The organism is Gemmatimonadales bacterium (genome assembly GCA_041390145.1).
In the GTDB taxonomy this organism is placed as follows: domain Bacteria; phylum Gemmatimonadota; class Gemmatimonadetes; order Gemmatimonadales; family GWC2-71-9; genus SPDF01.
Genome location: JAWKQM010000003.1, coordinates 185,898 through 200,000 on the forward strand (window position 1 = coordinate 185,898; position 14,103 = coordinate 200,000).

A 14,103-nucleotide genomic window follows, 5' to 3' on the forward strand; every position below is an offset into this window, starting at 1 on the left:
CGACCCATACCCAGAATTCGAGCCCATGCAGACTCTCGCCATCATCAAGCCCGACGCGGTTGCTTCCGGCAAGGCCGGACTCATCCTGGCCCACTTGCAGTCGGCCGGCTTCACCATGCGAGCCGCCCGACTGGTCCGGCTGACCCTGCCGGAGGCGGAGGCGTTCTACGGCGTTCACAAGGGTCGGCCCTTCTTCGCGGAACTGGTGACCTTCATGACCAGCGGCCCCTGCATGCCGTTGGCCCTGTCCCGGGACGACGCGGTCCCGCACCTCCGTACCGTGATCGGCGCGACCGATCCGGCAGAAGCCGCTGCCGGCACGGTCCGGAAGCTCTACGCCGAGTCGAAGGGCCGGAACGCCATTCACGCCTCCGACAGCGATGAAAACGCCGCGCGGGAGATTGCCTTCTTCTTCACCGAGGGTGAACTGGCCGCCCTGCACGGCTAGGACCGCTCGTCAGCTTGACCTAAGTCAAGCACCCAGCTAGGTTTAGTGGCTATGCTCAAGATTGCCATCCGGGACCTGACCCGGGGTCCCGCGGAGACGGCTGGGGAGCTTTCCCCGGCGGACCCGATCTTTGCGGGGCTCGACCTGCCGTTGGATGGCCCCGTGTCGGTGACGGGCCAGCTGCAGGCGACCGAAGGCGACGATTTCCTCTGGCGCGGTGTCATTCGGGCCAGGGCGGTCCTGGCCTGTCGGCGGTGTCTCGCCGAGGTGCCGGTGCGCCTCAACCGGGATGTCGATGTATTGTTGACCAGCGATCCCGAAGCGGCCGACGACCCGAGCGTCTATCCGTTGCCCCCGTTGGCGGTGCAGGTTGACCTGACGGGCGTGATCCGGGAGGAACTGGTGCTGGATGTTCCGGCGTTCGTGCTCTGCCGGGAAGATTGTGCCGGGCTCTGCCCGACGTGTGGTGCCGATTTGAACGCGGGTCCGTGCGCATGCGTGCGGTCCGCCGAACCAACCTGAGGAAACCATGGCAGTCCCGAAGAGAAAACTCTCGAAGTCCCGCAAGCGTCTCCGCCGCGGCCATCACGTCGCGGCCAGCGTCAAGACGCAGGCCTGTCCGCGCTGCGGCGATCCCAAGCTCTCCCATCGCGTGTGTCCGAGCTGCGGGTACTATCGCGGGAAGAAAGTCGCTGAGGTCAAGGGCGACTGAGCATGATCCGCGTGGCGCTCGACGCGATGGGCGGAGATCACGCCCCGCAGCCCGAGATTGAGGGCGCACTCGCCGCGCTCGCGACTCTGCCCGGCGTGATCGTGCAGCTGGTGGGACAGGTCGACGTCATCGAGGCGGAACTCGCCCGGCATCCCGGCATTGACCGGAGCCGGATCGAGGTCGTCCCGGCGGCGGAGGTCATCGGCATGGCCGAGAAGCCCCTGGCCGCCGTGCGCAAGAAGCCGAACTCCAGCGTCGTGGTCGGTCTCGGGCTCCAGAAGGCCAAGCAGTCCGACGCGTTCGTCTCGGCGGGGAACACCGGGGCCATTCTCGCGGCCTCCACGGTGCTGCTCGGCATCCACACCGGCGTCGAACGGGCCACCGTTGCCACGCCGTTTCCGACGGCCGACCTCCCGGTCATCGTCCTCGACGGGGGCGCCAACGTCGATTGCTCCGCCAAGGAGCTTGTCGGGTTCGCCCGGCTCGGCTCGGTGTACGCCCGCGACGTCCTCGGACGTGAACGCCCGCTCGTCGGTCTCCTGAACATCGGCGAAGAGGACGAGAAGGGGAACGCGGCCTCCCGGGCCGCGCACGAGCTCCTCAAGCAGACCTCCGGAATCAACTACATCGGGAATATCGAGGGCCGGGATATCCTGGCCGGGCACTCGAAGCACGGGCATGTCGACGTGGTCGTGACCGACGGATTCGTCGGCAACATCGTGCTCAAGTTCTACGAATCCGTCGCGCGGATGATCGTGCGGCTCGTCAAGCGCACCGCCCCCGACATCCTGGAGCGCAGCGATGTCCAGGAGGTGTTCCGGGTGCTCGACTACTCCGAGTACGGCGGCGCGCCGCTCCTCGGCGTCAACGGCGTGTCCATCATCTGCCACGGTTCCTCCGGCAGCAACGCCATCAAGAACGCCATCCGCGTCGCCGCCCAGATGGTGGAAACCAAGCTCAACCAGCATGTCGCCGCGGAGTTCGCCGCGGGGGCCGCTCCCGTCGCATGACGCGGCGCCCCATCGTCGAATTCGCCGGGCTCGGTGTGGCCGTGCCCGAGCGGGTCGTCACCAATGCCGATTTCGAGAAGACCCTCGACACGTCCGACCAGTGGATCGTGGAGCGCACCGGCATCCGTGAGCGCCGCGTCGCCGGGCCGGAACAATCGGTGGCGATGCTCTCCCACGAAGCTGCGTTGCGCGCGCTGGAGGCCGCTGGCCTCGGTCCCGAAGACATCGACGGCATTGTCCTGGGCACCGCCTCCCCCGACCGCCTCCTTCCCTCGACTGCGTGCGACCTCCAGGCGCTGCTCGGCGCGAAGAACGCCTTCGCGTTCGACGTCTCGGCCGCCTGCCCGGGGTTCCTGTTCGCCCTGAACGTCGCCGAAGGGCTCATCGCGTCGGGCCAGGGCGAGAACATGCTCATCATCGGCGCGGAAAAGCTGAGCACCATTGCCGATCCGACCGATCGCTCGACGGCGATTCTCTTCGGCGACGCCGCCGGCGCGGCCGTCATCCGGAAGGCCACGGGCGGCCGGGGGGCCGTGCTGTCCACCTACATGAAGTCCGACGGCAACCTCGGCAACCTCCTGTACCGGCCCGGCGGCGGTGCGGTTGATCCGATCAGCGCCAAGGTCGTGACCGAGCGTTCGCACTTCATCAAGATGGCGGGCCGCGAAGTCTTCAAGTCGGCCGTCAAGACGATGTCCGAAGCGTGCGACAAGGCGCTCGAGCGCGCGGGTATCAGTGCCGACCAGGTCGACATGCTCGTGCCCCACCAGGCCAATCTTCGCATCATCGAGGCGACCGCCAAGCACACGGGGATGCCGCTCGACAAGGTGATGATCAACGTCGACCGGTATGGGAACACCTCGTCCGCGTCGATTCCGCTGGCCCTCGACCAGGGCGTCAAGGAAGGCCGGATCACGCCGGGCATGACCATCCTGCTCGTCTCCTTCGGCGGCGGATTCACCTGGGCCAGTTCGGTGGTGAAGTGGTAGCGGTGGTCATGTGCCCGGGGCAGGGCGCGCAAAAGGTCGGCATGGGCAAGGACCTGGCCGACCGCTTTCCGGCGGCGCGCCACACCTTCGAGGCCATCGACGACGCGCTGGGCGTCTCGCTGTCCCGCATCATGTGGGAGGGGCCGGACGACGAGCTGGTGCTGACGCACAACACGCAGCCCGCCATCCTCGCCCACTCCGCCGCAGTGTTCGCGGTTGTGAAGGAGCGCCTGGGAGACGTCGTGGCCGGGGCGGGGCATAGCCTCGGCGAGTACAGTGCCTATGTCGCGGCCGGATCGCTCACCGCGCCGGATGCCGCCCGCCTGGTCCGTCGTCGGGGCGAGTTGATGCATGAGGCGGGCACCAAGCGACCGGGGGCGATGTCGGCGGTCCTGGGGCTCGACCCGGCGGGCGTTACGGCGGCGTGTACCGAGGCGTCCGGCGACGATGGCGTGGCTGTGGCCGCCAACCTGAACTCCCCTGACCAGATCGTCATCTCGGGGGACCCGGCGGCGGTGGCCCGCGCCGGCGACGGCTGCAAGGCGCGCGGGGCCAAGCGGGTCATCCCGCTCAAGGTGTCCGGGGCCTTTCACTCTCCCCTGATGGAACCGGCCGTGCCGGGGCTGCAGGCGGCCCTGGCCGCCGCAGCATTTGCGGCGCCGGCCTTCCCGATCGTGGCCAATGCCTCGGCGGAGCCGGTACGGACCCCCGCCGATGCCGTCCGGTTGCTCACGGCACAGCTGACCGCGCCGGTGCGGTGGATCGAGTGCATCCAGGCTGCAGCCGCACTGGCCCCTGACGCGACGTTTATTGAACTCGGGCCTGGCAGCGTGCTCTCGGGCCTGCTCCGAAAGATTCTGCCCGGTGCCAGGAGCATCACACTTGGCACGGCCGCCGAAGTGGAGGCCTTTCTCGGATGACGCAGATTGATCTGACTGGCCGGACAGCGTTCGTGACCGGGAGCACCCGGGGCATCGGTCTCGCGGTGGCGCAGGCGCTCCATGCCGCGGGTGCCAAGGTGGCCATCGTGGGTCGGGACGCGTCCCGTGCCCAGGAAGTGGCCGCCGGCCTCGGGGACCGTGCCGCAGGTGTCGGCTGCGATGTCGCGGATCGTGCCCAGGTGGAAGCCGCCCTGGCGGCTGCCGAGGCGGCCCTGGGACCGATCGACATCCTGGTCAACAACGCCGGGTTGACGCGGGACAACATCCTGCTGCGGTTGAGCGACGAGGACTGGGATGTTGTGCTGGACGCCAACCTCAAGGGGGCGTTCTATACCATCCGCGCGGTCATCAAGGGCATGATGAAGCGGCGGATGGGGCGCATCATCAACATCACCAGCGTCGTGGGACTGACCGGGAACAAGGGGCAGGCCAACTATGCCGCCAGCAAGGCCGGGCTGGTCGGCCTGACCAAGTCGGTGGCCAAGGAATACGCCGCCCGCGGGGTCCTGGCCAACTGCGTCGCCCCGGGCTTCATTGAGACCGATATGACTGCCGCCTTGCCCTCTGAGGCGAGGGCGGCATTATTAGAGAGCATTGCGCTGGGGCGTCTCGGCAGCCCGGAGGATATTGCCGCCGCCGTGCTCTTCCTGGCATCAGATCTCGCGTCCTACATCACTGGCCAGGTGCTGGTGGTGGACGGCGGGATGGTCATCTAGCCCGACCCCCTACTCCTTTTCGAGGACGACATGAGCAACGTAGAAGAGAAGGTCAAGGACATCATCGCCGAGGAACTGGGTGTGGAGCGCGAGAAGCTGACTCCCGAAGCCAGTTTCATGGAGGATCTTGGCGCTGACAGCCTCGACACCGTCGAGCTGGTCATGGCCTTCGAGAAGGAATTCGACATCGACATCCCGGACGAGGACGCTGAGAAGCTCCGGACGGTCGGTGAAGCGCTCAAGTACCTGCACGAAAAGACCGGGAAGTAGTTTGGTGCGTCGTGTCGTCGTCACCGGCCTGGGGCTGGTGACCCCGCTCGGCAATAACGTCGAGGATTCCTGGGCCGGCCTGCTTGCAGGCCGGTCTGGTGCTGCGCCGATCACCAAGTTTGATCCGGCGGAGTTCCAGGTGCGGTTTGCATGCGAGGTGAAGGGCTTCGACGCGCTGCAGTTCATCGACAAGAAGGAAGCGCGCCGGTACGACCTCTTCGTGCAGTTCGCCCTCGGCGCGGCCCACGAGGCCGTGACCCAGGCGGGGCTGGAGGGGAAGTTCCCGGCTCCCGAGCGGACCGGGGTCATCATCGGCAGCGGCATCGGTGGCATGGTGACGTTCCAAGAGCAGACCAAGCTCCTCATCACCAAGGGCCCGGACCGCGTCTCCCCCTTCTTCATTCCGATGTTCATTCCCGACATCGCCGCCGGGCTGGTGTCCATCCGCTACGGGCTCAAGGGCGCCAACTACGCGACCGTCTCGGCCTGCGCCTCCTCGGCGCACGCCATTGGCCAGTCCTTCCAGCTCATCAAGTCCGGGCACGCCGACGCGATGCTGACCGGGGGGACCGAGGCCGCCATCAGCGAGCTGGCCATCGCAGGGTTCCAGAACATGCGGGCGCTCTCGACGCGGAACGACGCCCCGGAGGAGGCCAGCCGCCCCTTCGACAAGGACCGCGACGGCTTCGTTTTGGGTGACGGTGCCGCGATGGTCATGCTTGAGAGCCTCGAACATGCCCAGGCTCGCGGCGCCACGATCCTCGGCGAGGTGCTCGGCTACGGCCTGACCGGCGACGCCTACCACATCACCTCGCCCGCTCCGTCAGGCGAGGGGGCCCAGCGGGCCATGCGTGACTGCCTGGCCGACGCCGGCGTCGGAATCGAGACGGTCGGCTACATCAACGCCCACGGCACCAGTACCTCCCAAGGCGACATCGCCGAGACTGCCGCGGTCAAGGCGGTCTTCGGGAAGCACGCGCAGGAGCTGATCTTCGGGTCGACCAAGTCGATGACCGGTCACCTCCTGGGCGCCGCCGGCGGGCTGGAGTTTGCCGTGTGCCTGCTCGCGGCGCGGGACGGGAAGATCCCGCCGACCATCAACCAGGTCACGCCCGACCCCGAGTGCGACCTCGACTGCGCGCCGAACACGGCGGTGGATCGGGAGTTCGATGTGGCGCTGTCCAACAGCTTCGGCTTCGGGGGGCACAACGTCACGCTCGCGGTGCGCGCCTGGAAGGAGTGACTGGCCCGGAACCGGTCGGGACCAGCGCTACGTACTCGAAAGACCCCGGCAGCCCGCTCCCGGGGTCTTGTCGCTTCCGGGAGCGTCATCTGGCACCACCGCACCGCACCGGGGTAGATTGCTCAGGTAATCGACCACCGCTCAAGGAGATATGCATGCCGCCCACCCTCGACCTCGCCGTGCTCCGAGACCCGGCGCTCCGGCCGATCGGGGACAAAGTACAGCGTGGCCAGCGGCTCGATCACGCCGATGGACTCGCGCTCTACGCGACGAGCGACCTGCTGGGTCTCGGGGCCCTCGCCGACTTTGCCAATCGCCGCCAGAACGGCGACCGGGTCTTCTTCTCGGCAAACCAGCACCTCAATCCCACCAACGTCTGCATCCTGCGCGCCACCTGCACTTTCTGTTCGTTCGCGCGGACGCCGAAGGAGGAGGGGGCCTACACCCGGTCGCTGGACGAGGTGTATGCCGAGGCCGAACAGGCCCGCGGGGCGCCGACGACGGAGTTCCACATCGTCGGCGGCCTCCATCCGAAGCTGCGGCTCGCCTACTACACCGACATGCTCCGTGGGCTGAAGGAGCGTCACCCCACCGTGCACATCAAGGCGCTGACGGCGGTGGAGATCGCGCACCTGGCACGCATCGAGAAGATCTCCGAGCGCGAGGTGCTCCTGGCCCTGAAGGAGGCCGGCCTCACCAGCCTGCCCGGCGGCGGCGCGGAGGTGTTCAGCACCGCCGTGCGGGCGACCATCGCGGAGCGGAAACTGACGGGCGAGGAGTGGATCCGGGTCCATCGTACCGCGCATGCACTCGGCATCCCCACCAATTGCACCATGCTCTACGGCCATGTGGAATCCGCCGACGACCGGCTCCAGCACCTCGCGATGCTTCGCGCGACTGCAGGACGAAACCGGCGGGTTCCTGACGTACATCCCGCTGGCCTACCACCCCGATCACAACGAGCTCGGCGAGGAATTGGGGCGAGTCGGGACGGCCACCTCCGGATTCGAGGACCTGAAGAACATCGCCATCGGACGGCTCTTTCTCGACAACATTCCCCACGTGAAGACGCACTGGCCGATGGTCACGCCGGCGCTCTCGCAGATCGCGCTGAGTTTCGGGTGCGACGACGTGGAGGGCACCGTGGTCTTCGAGCGCGTCTACCACGAGGCCGGGGCCAACACCGACATGGCCATGACCTATCCGCAGCTCGTCACGCTCATCCGCGACGCCGGCCGCCGTCCCGTGGAACGGAACAGCCTGTACGAGGCCGTTCGGGATGCCTCCGACGACCCGCCCCCCGCGCCTCCCGCTCCGGCGGAGCCGGGCCGGCGCTCGCTGCCGGTGGTGCACGCCGCATGAGGCTCGGGCGGATTCCGTGGATCAATTGCTATCCGGTCACCGGGGCCATCGACCGGGGCCTGGTCCCGGTCGGTGCCGAACTCGTGACGGGGACCGCCTCGGAATTGAATGACCTGCTCGCCGCCGGTGAACTCGATGTGAGCGTCGTCTCGGCCGTGGAGTATGCGCGCAACGCGGCCGCGTACCACCTCCTCCCCGATCTCGCCATCAGCGCCGACGGCCCCGTGCACAGCGTGGCCCTCTTCAGCAAGCGCCCCGTCGAGGAACTCGATGGCGCGACGGTGCTTCGCACCGCCTCCTCCCGGACGTCGGTGCTGCTCCTCGAGCTGCTCTGCCGCCACCGGTGGGACATCGCCCCGAAGTTTGCGACCGTGCGCGCCGAGTCCGCCGACCTGGACGCCCTGGCGGGATTCCCGCACGAGGCCGTCCTCGTCATCGGCGACGCCGCCCTGCAGCTGGCCGCGCAGGGCGCGTATCCATGGGTCTTCGACCTGGGCGCTGAATGGAAGGCCTGGACCGGCCTGCCCTTTGTGTTTGCCGTGTGGGCCGCTCGCCGTGAGGCATCCGCCACCGCGGTGCGTGCGCTGCATCGCAAGCTGCTCGCCTCCCGGAGCTGGGGACTGGCGCATCTGGATCTCCTGGCCGAGGAGGCCGCCGCGCACACCGGCGTGAGCGTGGCAACCTGCCGGTCCTACCTCGGGACACTGGACTACGCCCTCGGCGGCCCCGAGCTCGAGGGACTCACGACGTTCTTCCACCGACTGGCCCAGGACAAGCTGGCGCCGGCCGGATCGCTCTCGTTCATCACGGCGGCATGACCATGTATCGAGTGGACCGCGACACGACGGAATTCCGGGACTATCTGGCCCTCTACGAACAGGCCGACCTCCTTGAGCTGGGGCGGCGGGCCGATGCGATCCGGTGGGACCTGCATCCCGAGCCGGTCGTGACCCATATCATCGACCGGAACATCAACTACACCAACGTCTGCGTGGCGGACTGCGGCTTCTGCGCCTTCTATCGGCGGCCCAAGGACACCGAAGGGTATGTCCTGAGCTTCGAGGAGATCGGCGAGAAGATCGAGGAGTGCCGGGCCATCGGCGGCGCCCAGATCCTGCTGCAGGGCGGACACAATCCCTACATCCCGTTCGAGTGGTATCTGGAGCTGATGCGGTACATCAAGGCCCACCACGCCATTCATATTCATGGCTTCAGCCCGAGCGAGGTGGTCTTCTTCAGCGAACGGTTCCGGATCCCGATGCCGGAGGTCATCCGCCAGTTGCGCGAGGCGGGGCTCGATTCCATCCCCGGCGGCGGCGGCGAAATCCTGGTCGACGACGTCCGTGACCGGGTCGCGAAGAAGAAGGCACAGACCGATGAGTGGCTCGGCGTGCAGGAGGAGGCCCACCGGCAGGGGATGCGGACCTCGGTCACGATGATGTACGGCATGGGCGAGTCGAACGCCGACCGGATCGAGCACCTCCTGAAGGTCCGCGACCTGCAGGAGCGCACCGGCGGCTTCACCGCCTTCATCTGCTGGCCCCTCCAGCCGGAGGGGACGCCGATGTTCGACGGCTGGGCAAAGACCGACGCCGTGACGTACCTCCGGACGCTCGCGATGGCGCGCATCATCTGCCGCAACATCCCGAACATGCAGTCGTCGTGGGTGACCATGGGGCACAAGGTCGGGCAGGTGGCGCTCCGGTTCGGCGCCAACGACTACGGCTCGCTCATGATGGAGGAGAACGTCGTCTCCGCGGCGGGGACCACCTATCGCGCGACGCTCGAGGAGATGCACCGCGTGATTGCCGACGCCGGCTTCACCCCCAGGCTGCGACGGCAAGACTACTCCCTCATCGAGGAGGCGGTCGCGGCGTAGCGGCGACGCCGCTGCCCCGCCTCCCCGCGTCCCCCTATGACTCGTACCGGGATCGGCTACGACTCTCACCGCTTCGTCGAAGGTCGCCCCCTCGTGCTCGGCGGACTGACCATTCCCCACACGCACGGGCTCGCCGGGCACTCGGACGCCGATGCCGTGGCCCACGCGCTGACCGACGCCATTCTTGGAGCCGCCGCCGCGGGCGACATCGGGACGCACTTCCCGGATACCGACCCGCGCTGGAAGGACGCCGACTCGATGGCGTTGCTCCGCTCGGCCTGCGCCGTCGTGGCGGCACGCGGCTTTCGAGTCGCGCAGGTGGACGTCACGGTCATCCTGGAGCGTCCGCGCCTCGGTCCCCACGTCCCGGCCATGCGTGATGCGCTGGCCGTCGCCCTGGGCCTGTCGGTCGGCGAGGTGAGCGTCAAGGCGAAGACCAACGAGGGCATGGGGTTCATCGGCCGGGGAGAGGGAATCGCCACGATGGCCGTGGCGACGCTGGAGGGGAACTGATCGCTTCACTGCTGGATTCGCTGGCCACCATGCCGCCGCTCGCGGTCTATGCCGTGCTCGCCGCGCTGTCCCTGCTCGAGAATATCTTCCCGCCGGTCCCGGGCGACGCGGTTCTCGCCCTCGGCGCGTTCCTGACCGTCACCGGGCCCCTCGATCCGGTCACCCTCTTCTTCGTGTGCTGGATTCCCAACTTCCTCGGCTCCGTCGGCGTGTATTTCCTCGCCCGGCGCGTTGGTGGCGGGCTCTTCGAGTCGCGCATGGGACGCCAGCTGCTCTCGCCTGAATCGATTGCATCGCTCGAGCGCGGGTACATCCGCTACGGACTCGCCGGCGTGTTCCTGGGGCGGATCCTCCCGGGAGTGCGCGCCGTCGTGGCGCCCTTTGCCGGGTTGATGCGACTGCCGCCGCTTCGCGCGCTCGTCCCGATCGGTCTGGCGTCGGCGCTCTGGTTTGCGGGGATGATCGTGCTGGGCCGGTACATCGGTCAGAGCTGGGAGGGAATCCAACGGGTCCTGCGGGACTTGAACACCGGGCTCGCGGTCGTCGGCCTCCTCGTCGTCGCGGGCATCACGGTGGCCTGGTGGCGCGCTCGTGCCGCCCGCCGGGCCCGCCTCTGGGACGCGCTGCGGGTCGCCCTCGATCACGAACCGGCCCCCCCGGGAGCCGTGGACCCGGCCCTCCAGGCGGTCGCGGCATTCGTGCTCGAGATGGCCGAGGCGGATGAGCACCTCAAGACTGCCGAGCGGGAGGCGTTGACGGCACGATTGCGGGCCCGGTTCAACCACCTCCCGGGACAGGTCAGTGCCGACCGGGCCGCGCTCGAGGCGGTGATCCTCCGCGCGACCTCCGCCTATCAGGCCAACGAGCGCCGGCGCCTGGTCGACAGGATGCGTCACGTGGCGCAGGCCGACGGCGTCGTGACGCCGGCGGAGGCGGCCATGATCGCCCGCGCGGCGGCGCTGCTGGGCGTTGAGCCGCAGTGAATTCAGCGGAGCTCGCCCGGCAATTCTGGCTCGAAGGGTTCCGCGATTTTCTTTCGCTGGAAGCAGGGCACAGCCAGCACACCGTGGACAACTATCTCCGCGACCTCCGCCGCCTCGCGGAGTTCGCCGACGCGCGAGGGCTGAGCGACCCCGCCGCCCTCACACGGCCGCTCCTCCGTGAATTCGTCTTCGCCCTGAAGGATCTCGGGCTCAGTGCCGCCACCATCCGACGGCACGTCTCCGCCGTGCGGACCTACTTCGGCTTTCTCCTCGGCGAGGGCATCGTCCAGGAGGACCCGAGTGACCGGCTCGAGAGTCCACGCCTCGGCCGGACCCTGCCGGAAACGCTGACCGTGCCGGAGATCGAGGCGCTGCTGGCCGCGCCTTCCATCGATGAGCCGCTCGGCTGGCGCGACCGGGCGCTCCTGGAACTCGGATATGGCGCGGGGCTCCGTGTGTCGGAACTGTGCGGCCTCGGCCTGACCGACCTGGTGCTGTCCGAGGGGCTGGTGCGGGTGCTGGGGAAGGGGAGCAAGGAGCGGTTGGTGCCAATTGGACGGAGTGTGCTGGGGGCGCTGTCTGTGTACCTGCATACGCTGCGGCCGACGCTCGATCGCGGCGCCTCGAAGCAGCGGGTGTTCCTCAACAATCGGGGACAGCCCCTCTCTCGCGTCGGGGCGTGGGGGATCGTCAAGCGGGCGGCAACACGCGCCGCGCTCACGAAAACCGTCAGCCCCCACACGCTGCGGCACTCCTTCGCCACCCACCTGCTTGAGGGTGGAGCCGACCTTCGGGCGGTCCAGGAGATGCTCGGTCACGCCGATCTCTCCACCACGCAGATCTACACCCATGTGGACCGGGAGTATCTCCGCTCGGTTCACCGCCAGTACCACCCGCGCGGGTAGCTCACCCCTCCCGGCGTTCCGGCACCAGCACGTTGGCCAGCAGCAGGCCGGCCACCAGACCGGCGCCGATCAGGACCATGGTGAATGCAGTCTCCACGCCCGTCACCACTTCCCGATCCAGCAGCGAGGACAAGCTCCGGAAGCCGATCGAGCCCGGCACCAGCAGGAGAATGCCGGGAACGAGGGTGACCGAGGCGGGGCGCCGAAGCAGGTACGCGTAGAGGTTGCTCGCCACGCCGACCGTCAGCGCGCCGACGAAGGCGCCGAGTTCTGCGCCAAACGTCGAGGCGCCGAGCCGGCTGCCGGCGATGCCGAGCGCACCGGCGAGCAGGATCCAGATGGCGTCGCGGGCGTGGGCGCGGAAGAGCACCGCGAAGCCGAGCGGGGCCGCCACCAGCGCCAGCCACCAGGTCCAGTCGGGGAGGGCCTCGGGCCGAACCCGGCTCGCGTACTCCCCCATGGTCAGCGTGACGGTCTGGCTTCCGATCGCCACACCGAAGCCGATCACGAGGAAGAGCATGAGCGCCCCGCTGAGCCGCGCGGTGCCACTGGAGAGGTGGCCTGACGACAGCTCCGTCATGGCGGTGGTGAGCGTCAGCCCCGGGATCAGCACGATCAGGCCGGCAAGCGTGCCGACATAGACGCTGTAGTGGGGCAGGACCGTGGCAGCCGCCGCGGCAATGAACGACGCGCTGAAGGCGGTGAGGAAGGGGAAGACCCGCCCGAACGCCGGCAGGCGGCCGGCGAGGATGAGCAGGATCCCGATGACGAGCCCGATGACCCCCGCAACCATCGCCTCGCGCAGGCCGCCGCCGAGAAATCTCGAGGCTGCCGCCGAGCTCAGCCCGAACGCGAGCGTGGTGACGAGGGGGCCGTAGCGCGGCGGGGCGGCGTGGACGCGCTCCAGGGCCGCCGAGCCCTCAGCCAGCGCCATCCGACCCTCCACCACCTCGTGAATGATCTCCTCGACATCGGCGCTCTTGCCAAGGTCGACGTCGCCCGGCTCCACTCGAATGAGGTAGGTGCTCTGCCGCTCCAGCACGCCAAACGACGCCATGAAGGACGTCGGGGTAGAGAAGAACTGCGCGGTGAGCTTCAGCCGGCGGGCGACCTCGCCAAGCGCCCCCTCGACCCGGTGTGCCGGGTACCCGTAGGCGTGCATGGCCCGGGCAAGTCGGAGGACGAATCCTACCGCGTCCCGATTTTCGGCCGGAAGAGTGTCGCGCTGGATGGAGTCGGTCATGGCGCCTTAGTCAGATGGACGTAAGTCTTGGCGCGGCAAAGATATAACCGTGTACCGTGTTCACCAAGTGGCGCGGGGAACGGCTGCGGAAGGCGCAATCTGAAACTTTGCCTCCGAATTGTTCGTCACTATCTGCAACATCTGCACTTATTCGAACACCCCGGGGGTACCCATGACCCGATACTGGATCAAAATTGTCCTTGGCGCCCTGTTGATCTTTGCGGCTGGCATGGCCGTTTGGAAGGGCGTCCACATGGGCGTCAACACCGTCCATGTGCTGACCGAAACGGCCGACCCCATCACCATCCCTCTCAAGATCGTGAAGTTCCGCGTCGACGGCACCCCGCTCGGGCGCCTCGAGAAGATCCGGCTGATTCGGAGCGCACCCAAGGCGATCGCATCGGTGGAGGTCACCGTCCGCCTTGACAGCGCCACGGTCGCCGACCGGTTGCGGAACTGCACCATGCGGATCGACGACGTCGAAAACATGAACGACCAGACGACGTTCGTCTGCGTCTCCGCGGAGTCTCCAGCCGTCGCCGGCGAGTTCGAGCCGTTCGGCGAGGTGCGCATTGAAGGCACCGACATCGTTCTGCCGCTACTCCTCCCCGCCGCCGCGGTTCGGGACCTGCAGCACGACGGCGCGCGGTGGGCGGACTCCGCTGACGTGCCGGTCGTCCCGCCGGTGCCGGTCGTCCCACCGGTGCCTGAGGTTTCCCCTGGCACCGGCGCTACCGGAGCGACGGGGGCGAGCGCCACCAGTCCCTGAGGTTTCGCCTCCCCGTGCCAGACGTTATACTCCGCACAGCCGCCCGCCCCCGATGGGGGCGGGCTCTGTTCGTCACCCACCCTGACACGGGAATCCGCGCATGCTGCTGAACACCGTTCT

18 protein-coding genes and 1 pseudogene (1 of these 19 cut by a window edge) are annotated in these 14,103 nt (G+C 68.1%); 17 read left to right on the plus strand and 2 right to left on the minus strand.

Annotated features, from left to right (window positions below):
- The first annotated feature begins 25 nt into the window (after positions 1 to 25).
- Genes ndk through fabF form a run of 9 tightly spaced genes read left to right on the plus strand, consistent with a single transcriptional unit; the run spans position 26 to position 6,329 of the window.
- Entirely contained in the window at positions 26 to 448 is a 423-nt protein-coding gene (gene ndk, locus R2910_02870; GenBank protein MEZ4411918.1) for a nucleoside-diphosphate kinase, read from the plus strand.
- 51 nt (positions 449 to 499) lie between these two features.
- Positions 500 to 970 (plus strand): DUF177 domain-containing protein, encoded by a 471-nt coding sequence (locus R2910_02875; protein MEZ4411919.1) that lies wholly within the window; start codon positions 500 to 502, stop codon positions 968 to 970.
- 7 nt (positions 971 to 977) lie between these two features.
- Positions 978 to 1,160: a 50S ribosomal protein L32 gene (gene rpmF, locus R2910_02880; protein MEZ4411920.1), complete on the plus strand. Its 183-nt coding sequence runs from the start codon at positions 978 to 980 to the stop codon at positions 1,158 to 1,160.
- A 2-nt stretch (positions 1,161 to 1,162) separates the two neighbouring features.
- Complete coding sequence (gene plsX / locus R2910_02885) at positions 1,163 to 2,170, plus strand: phosphate acyltransferase PlsX (GenBank protein ID MEZ4411921.1); 1,008 nt, start codon at positions 1,163 to 1,165, stop codon at positions 2,168 to 2,170.
- Entirely contained in the window at positions 2,167 to 3,159 is a 993-nt protein-coding gene (locus R2910_02890; protein MEZ4411922.1) for a beta-ketoacyl-ACP synthase III, read from the plus strand. The genes plsX and R2910_02890 overlap by 4 nt, the downstream gene beginning before the upstream one ends.
- Positions 3,153 to 4,079 (plus strand): ACP S-malonyltransferase, encoded by a 927-nt coding sequence (gene fabD, locus R2910_02895; protein ID MEZ4411923.1) that lies wholly within the window; start codon positions 3,153 to 3,155, stop codon positions 4,077 to 4,079. The genes R2910_02890 and fabD overlap by 7 nt, the downstream gene beginning before the upstream one ends.
- Positions 4,076 to 4,816: a 3-oxoacyl-[acyl-carrier-protein] reductase gene (fabG, locus tag R2910_02900; protein MEZ4411924.1), complete on the plus strand. Its 741-nt coding sequence runs from the start codon at positions 4,076 to 4,078 to the stop codon at positions 4,814 to 4,816. The genes fabD and fabG overlap by 4 nt, the downstream gene beginning before the upstream one ends.
- Positions 4,817 to 4,846: 30 nt before the next feature.
- Positions 4,847 to 5,086: an acyl carrier protein gene (locus tag R2910_02905; protein ID MEZ4411925.1), complete on the plus strand. Its 240-nt coding sequence runs from the start codon at positions 4,847 to 4,849 to the stop codon at positions 5,084 to 5,086.
- A 4-nt stretch (positions 5,087 to 5,090) separates the two neighbouring features.
- Positions 5,091 to 6,329: a beta-ketoacyl-ACP synthase II gene (gene fabF, locus R2910_02910; GenBank protein MEZ4411926.1), complete on the plus strand. Its 1,239-nt coding sequence runs from the start codon at positions 5,091 to 5,093 to the stop codon at positions 6,327 to 6,329.
- A 122-nt stretch (positions 6,330 to 6,451) separates the two neighbouring features.
- Here fabF and R2910_02915 read toward each other — a convergent pair whose 3' ends face one another.
- Positions 6,452 to 7,135 carry a hypothetical protein gene (locus R2910_02915; GenBank protein ID MEZ4411927.1) on the minus strand — a complete coding sequence of 228 codons (684 nt, stop codon included), beginning with the start codon at positions 7,133 to 7,135 and terminating at the stop codon, positions 6,452 to 6,454.
- A gap of 40 nt (positions 7,136 to 7,175) precedes the next feature.
- On the opposite strand from R2910_02915, the gene R2910_02920 reads away from it, so the two are divergent.
- The 6 genes and pseudogenes from R2910_02920 to R2910_02945 all read left to right on the plus strand — a co-directional run bounded on the left by R2910_02920 (position 7,176) and on the right by R2910_02945 (position 11,967).
- Positions 7,176 to 7,691: a hypothetical protein gene (locus R2910_02920; protein ID MEZ4411928.1), complete on the plus strand. Its 516-nt coding sequence runs from the start codon at positions 7,176 to 7,178 to the stop codon at positions 7,689 to 7,691.
- On the plus strand, positions 7,688 to 8,509 hold the full coding sequence (locus R2910_02925; protein MEZ4411929.1) for a menaquinone biosynthesis protein: 822 nt from the start codon (positions 7,688 to 7,690) through the stop codon (positions 8,507 to 8,509). The genes R2910_02920 and R2910_02925 overlap by 4 nt, the downstream gene beginning before the upstream one ends.
- A complete protein-coding gene (gene mqnC / locus R2910_02930) occupies positions 8,506 to 9,570 on the plus strand; it encodes a cyclic dehypoxanthinyl futalosine synthase (GenBank protein MEZ4411930.1) in 1,065 nt (354 codons plus the stop codon). Before R2910_02925 ends, mqnC begins: the two co-directional genes overlap by 4 nt.
- 36 nt (positions 9,571 to 9,606) lie before the next feature.
- Complete coding sequence (ispF, locus tag R2910_02935) at positions 9,607 to 10,083, plus strand: 2-C-methyl-D-erythritol 2,4-cyclodiphosphate synthase (GenBank protein MEZ4411931.1); 477 nt, start codon at positions 9,607 to 9,609, stop codon at positions 10,081 to 10,083.
- Positions 10,084 to 10,112: 29 nt separating this feature from the next.
- Positions 10,113 to 11,066 carry a VTT domain-containing protein gene (locus tag R2910_02940; protein MEZ4411932.1) on the plus strand — a complete coding sequence of 318 codons (954 nt, stop codon included), beginning with the start codon at positions 10,113 to 10,115 and terminating at the stop codon, positions 11,064 to 11,066.
- Positions 11,063 to 11,967, plus strand: a pseudogene (locus R2910_02945) (site-specific tyrosine recombinase). The gene R2910_02940 and the pseudogene R2910_02945 overlap by 4 nt, the downstream one beginning before the upstream one ends.
- A gap of 5 nt (positions 11,968 to 11,972) precedes the next feature.
- On the opposite strand, the gene R2910_02950 reads toward R2910_02945, so the two are convergent.
- Complete coding sequence (locus tag R2910_02950; GenBank protein ID MEZ4411933.1) at positions 11,973 to 13,214, minus strand: threonine/serine exporter family protein; 1,242 nt, start codon at positions 13,212 to 13,214, stop codon at positions 11,973 to 11,975.
- A 172-nt stretch (positions 13,215 to 13,386) separates the two neighbouring features.
- On the opposite strand from R2910_02950, the gene R2910_02955 reads away from it, so the two are divergent.
- Together R2910_02955 and R2910_02960 are read left to right on the plus strand one after the other, a co-directional pair.
- A complete protein-coding gene (locus R2910_02955) occupies positions 13,387 to 13,983 on the plus strand; it encodes a hypothetical protein (GenBank protein ID MEZ4411934.1) in 597 nt (198 codons plus the stop codon).
- A gap of 100 nt (positions 13,984 to 14,083) precedes the next feature.
- Positions 14,084 to 14,103: the start of an Ig-like domain-containing protein gene (locus tag R2910_02960; GenBank protein ID MEZ4411935.1), read on the plus strand. It continues 2,008 nt past the right edge of the window; the window shows 20 of its 2,028 coding nt (coding positions 1-20); the start codon lies at positions 14,084 to 14,086; its stop codon lies off the right edge, out of view.

Bases quoted from the DNA above. Each gene is read 5' to 3' on its own strand.
- R2910_02875 (MEZ4411919.1), top strand. From the start codon at position 500: ATGCTCAAGATTGCCATCCGGGACCTGACCCGGGGTCCCGCGGAGACG.
- R2910_02890 (MEZ4411922.1), top strand. From the start codon at position 2,167: ATGACGCGGCGCCCCATCGTCGAATTCGCCGGGCTCGGTGTGGCCGTG.
- R2910_02940 (MEZ4411932.1), top strand. From the start codon at position 10,113: ATGCCGCCGCTCGCGGTCTATGCCGTGCTCGCCGCGCTGTCCCTGCTC.
- R2910_02920 (MEZ4411928.1), top strand. From the start codon at position 7,176: ATGTGGAATCCGCCGACGACCGGCTCCAGCACCTCGCGATGCTTCGCG.
- ispF (MEZ4411931.1), top strand. From the start codon at position 9,607: ATGACTCGTACCGGGATCGGCTACGACTCTCACCGCTTCGTCGAAGGT.
- mqnC (MEZ4411930.1), top strand. From the start codon at position 8,506: ATGACCATGTATCGAGTGGACCGCGACACGACGGAATTCCGGGACTAT.
- rpmF (MEZ4411920.1), top strand. From the start codon at position 978: ATGGCAGTCCCGAAGAGAAAACTCTCGAAGTCCCGCAAGCGTCTCCGC.
- fabG (MEZ4411924.1), top strand. From the start codon at position 4,076: ATGACGCAGATTGATCTGACTGGCCGGACAGCGTTCGTGACCGGGAGC.
- R2910_02905 (MEZ4411925.1), top strand. From the start codon at position 4,847: ATGAGCAACGTAGAAGAGAAGGTCAAGGACATCATCGCCGAGGAACTG.
- R2910_02950 (MEZ4411933.1), bottom strand. From the start codon at position 13,214: ATGACCGACTCCATCCAGCGCGACACTCTTCCGGCCGAAAATCGGGAC.
- ndk (MEZ4411918.1), top strand. From the start codon at position 26: ATGCAGACTCTCGCCATCATCAAGCCCGACGCGGTTGCTTCCGGCAAG.
- plsX (MEZ4411921.1), top strand. From the start codon at position 1,163: ATGATCCGCGTGGCGCTCGACGCGATGGGCGGAGATCACGCCCCGCAG.
- R2910_02955 (MEZ4411934.1), top strand. From the start codon at position 13,387: ATGACCCGATACTGGATCAAAATTGTCCTTGGCGCCCTGTTGATCTTT.
- R2910_02915 (MEZ4411927.1), bottom strand. From the start codon at position 7,135: ATGCGCGGTACGATGGACCCGGATCCACTCCTCGCCCGTCAGTTTCCG.
- R2910_02925 (MEZ4411929.1), top strand. From the start codon at position 7,688: ATGAGGCTCGGGCGGATTCCGTGGATCAATTGCTATCCGGTCACCGGG.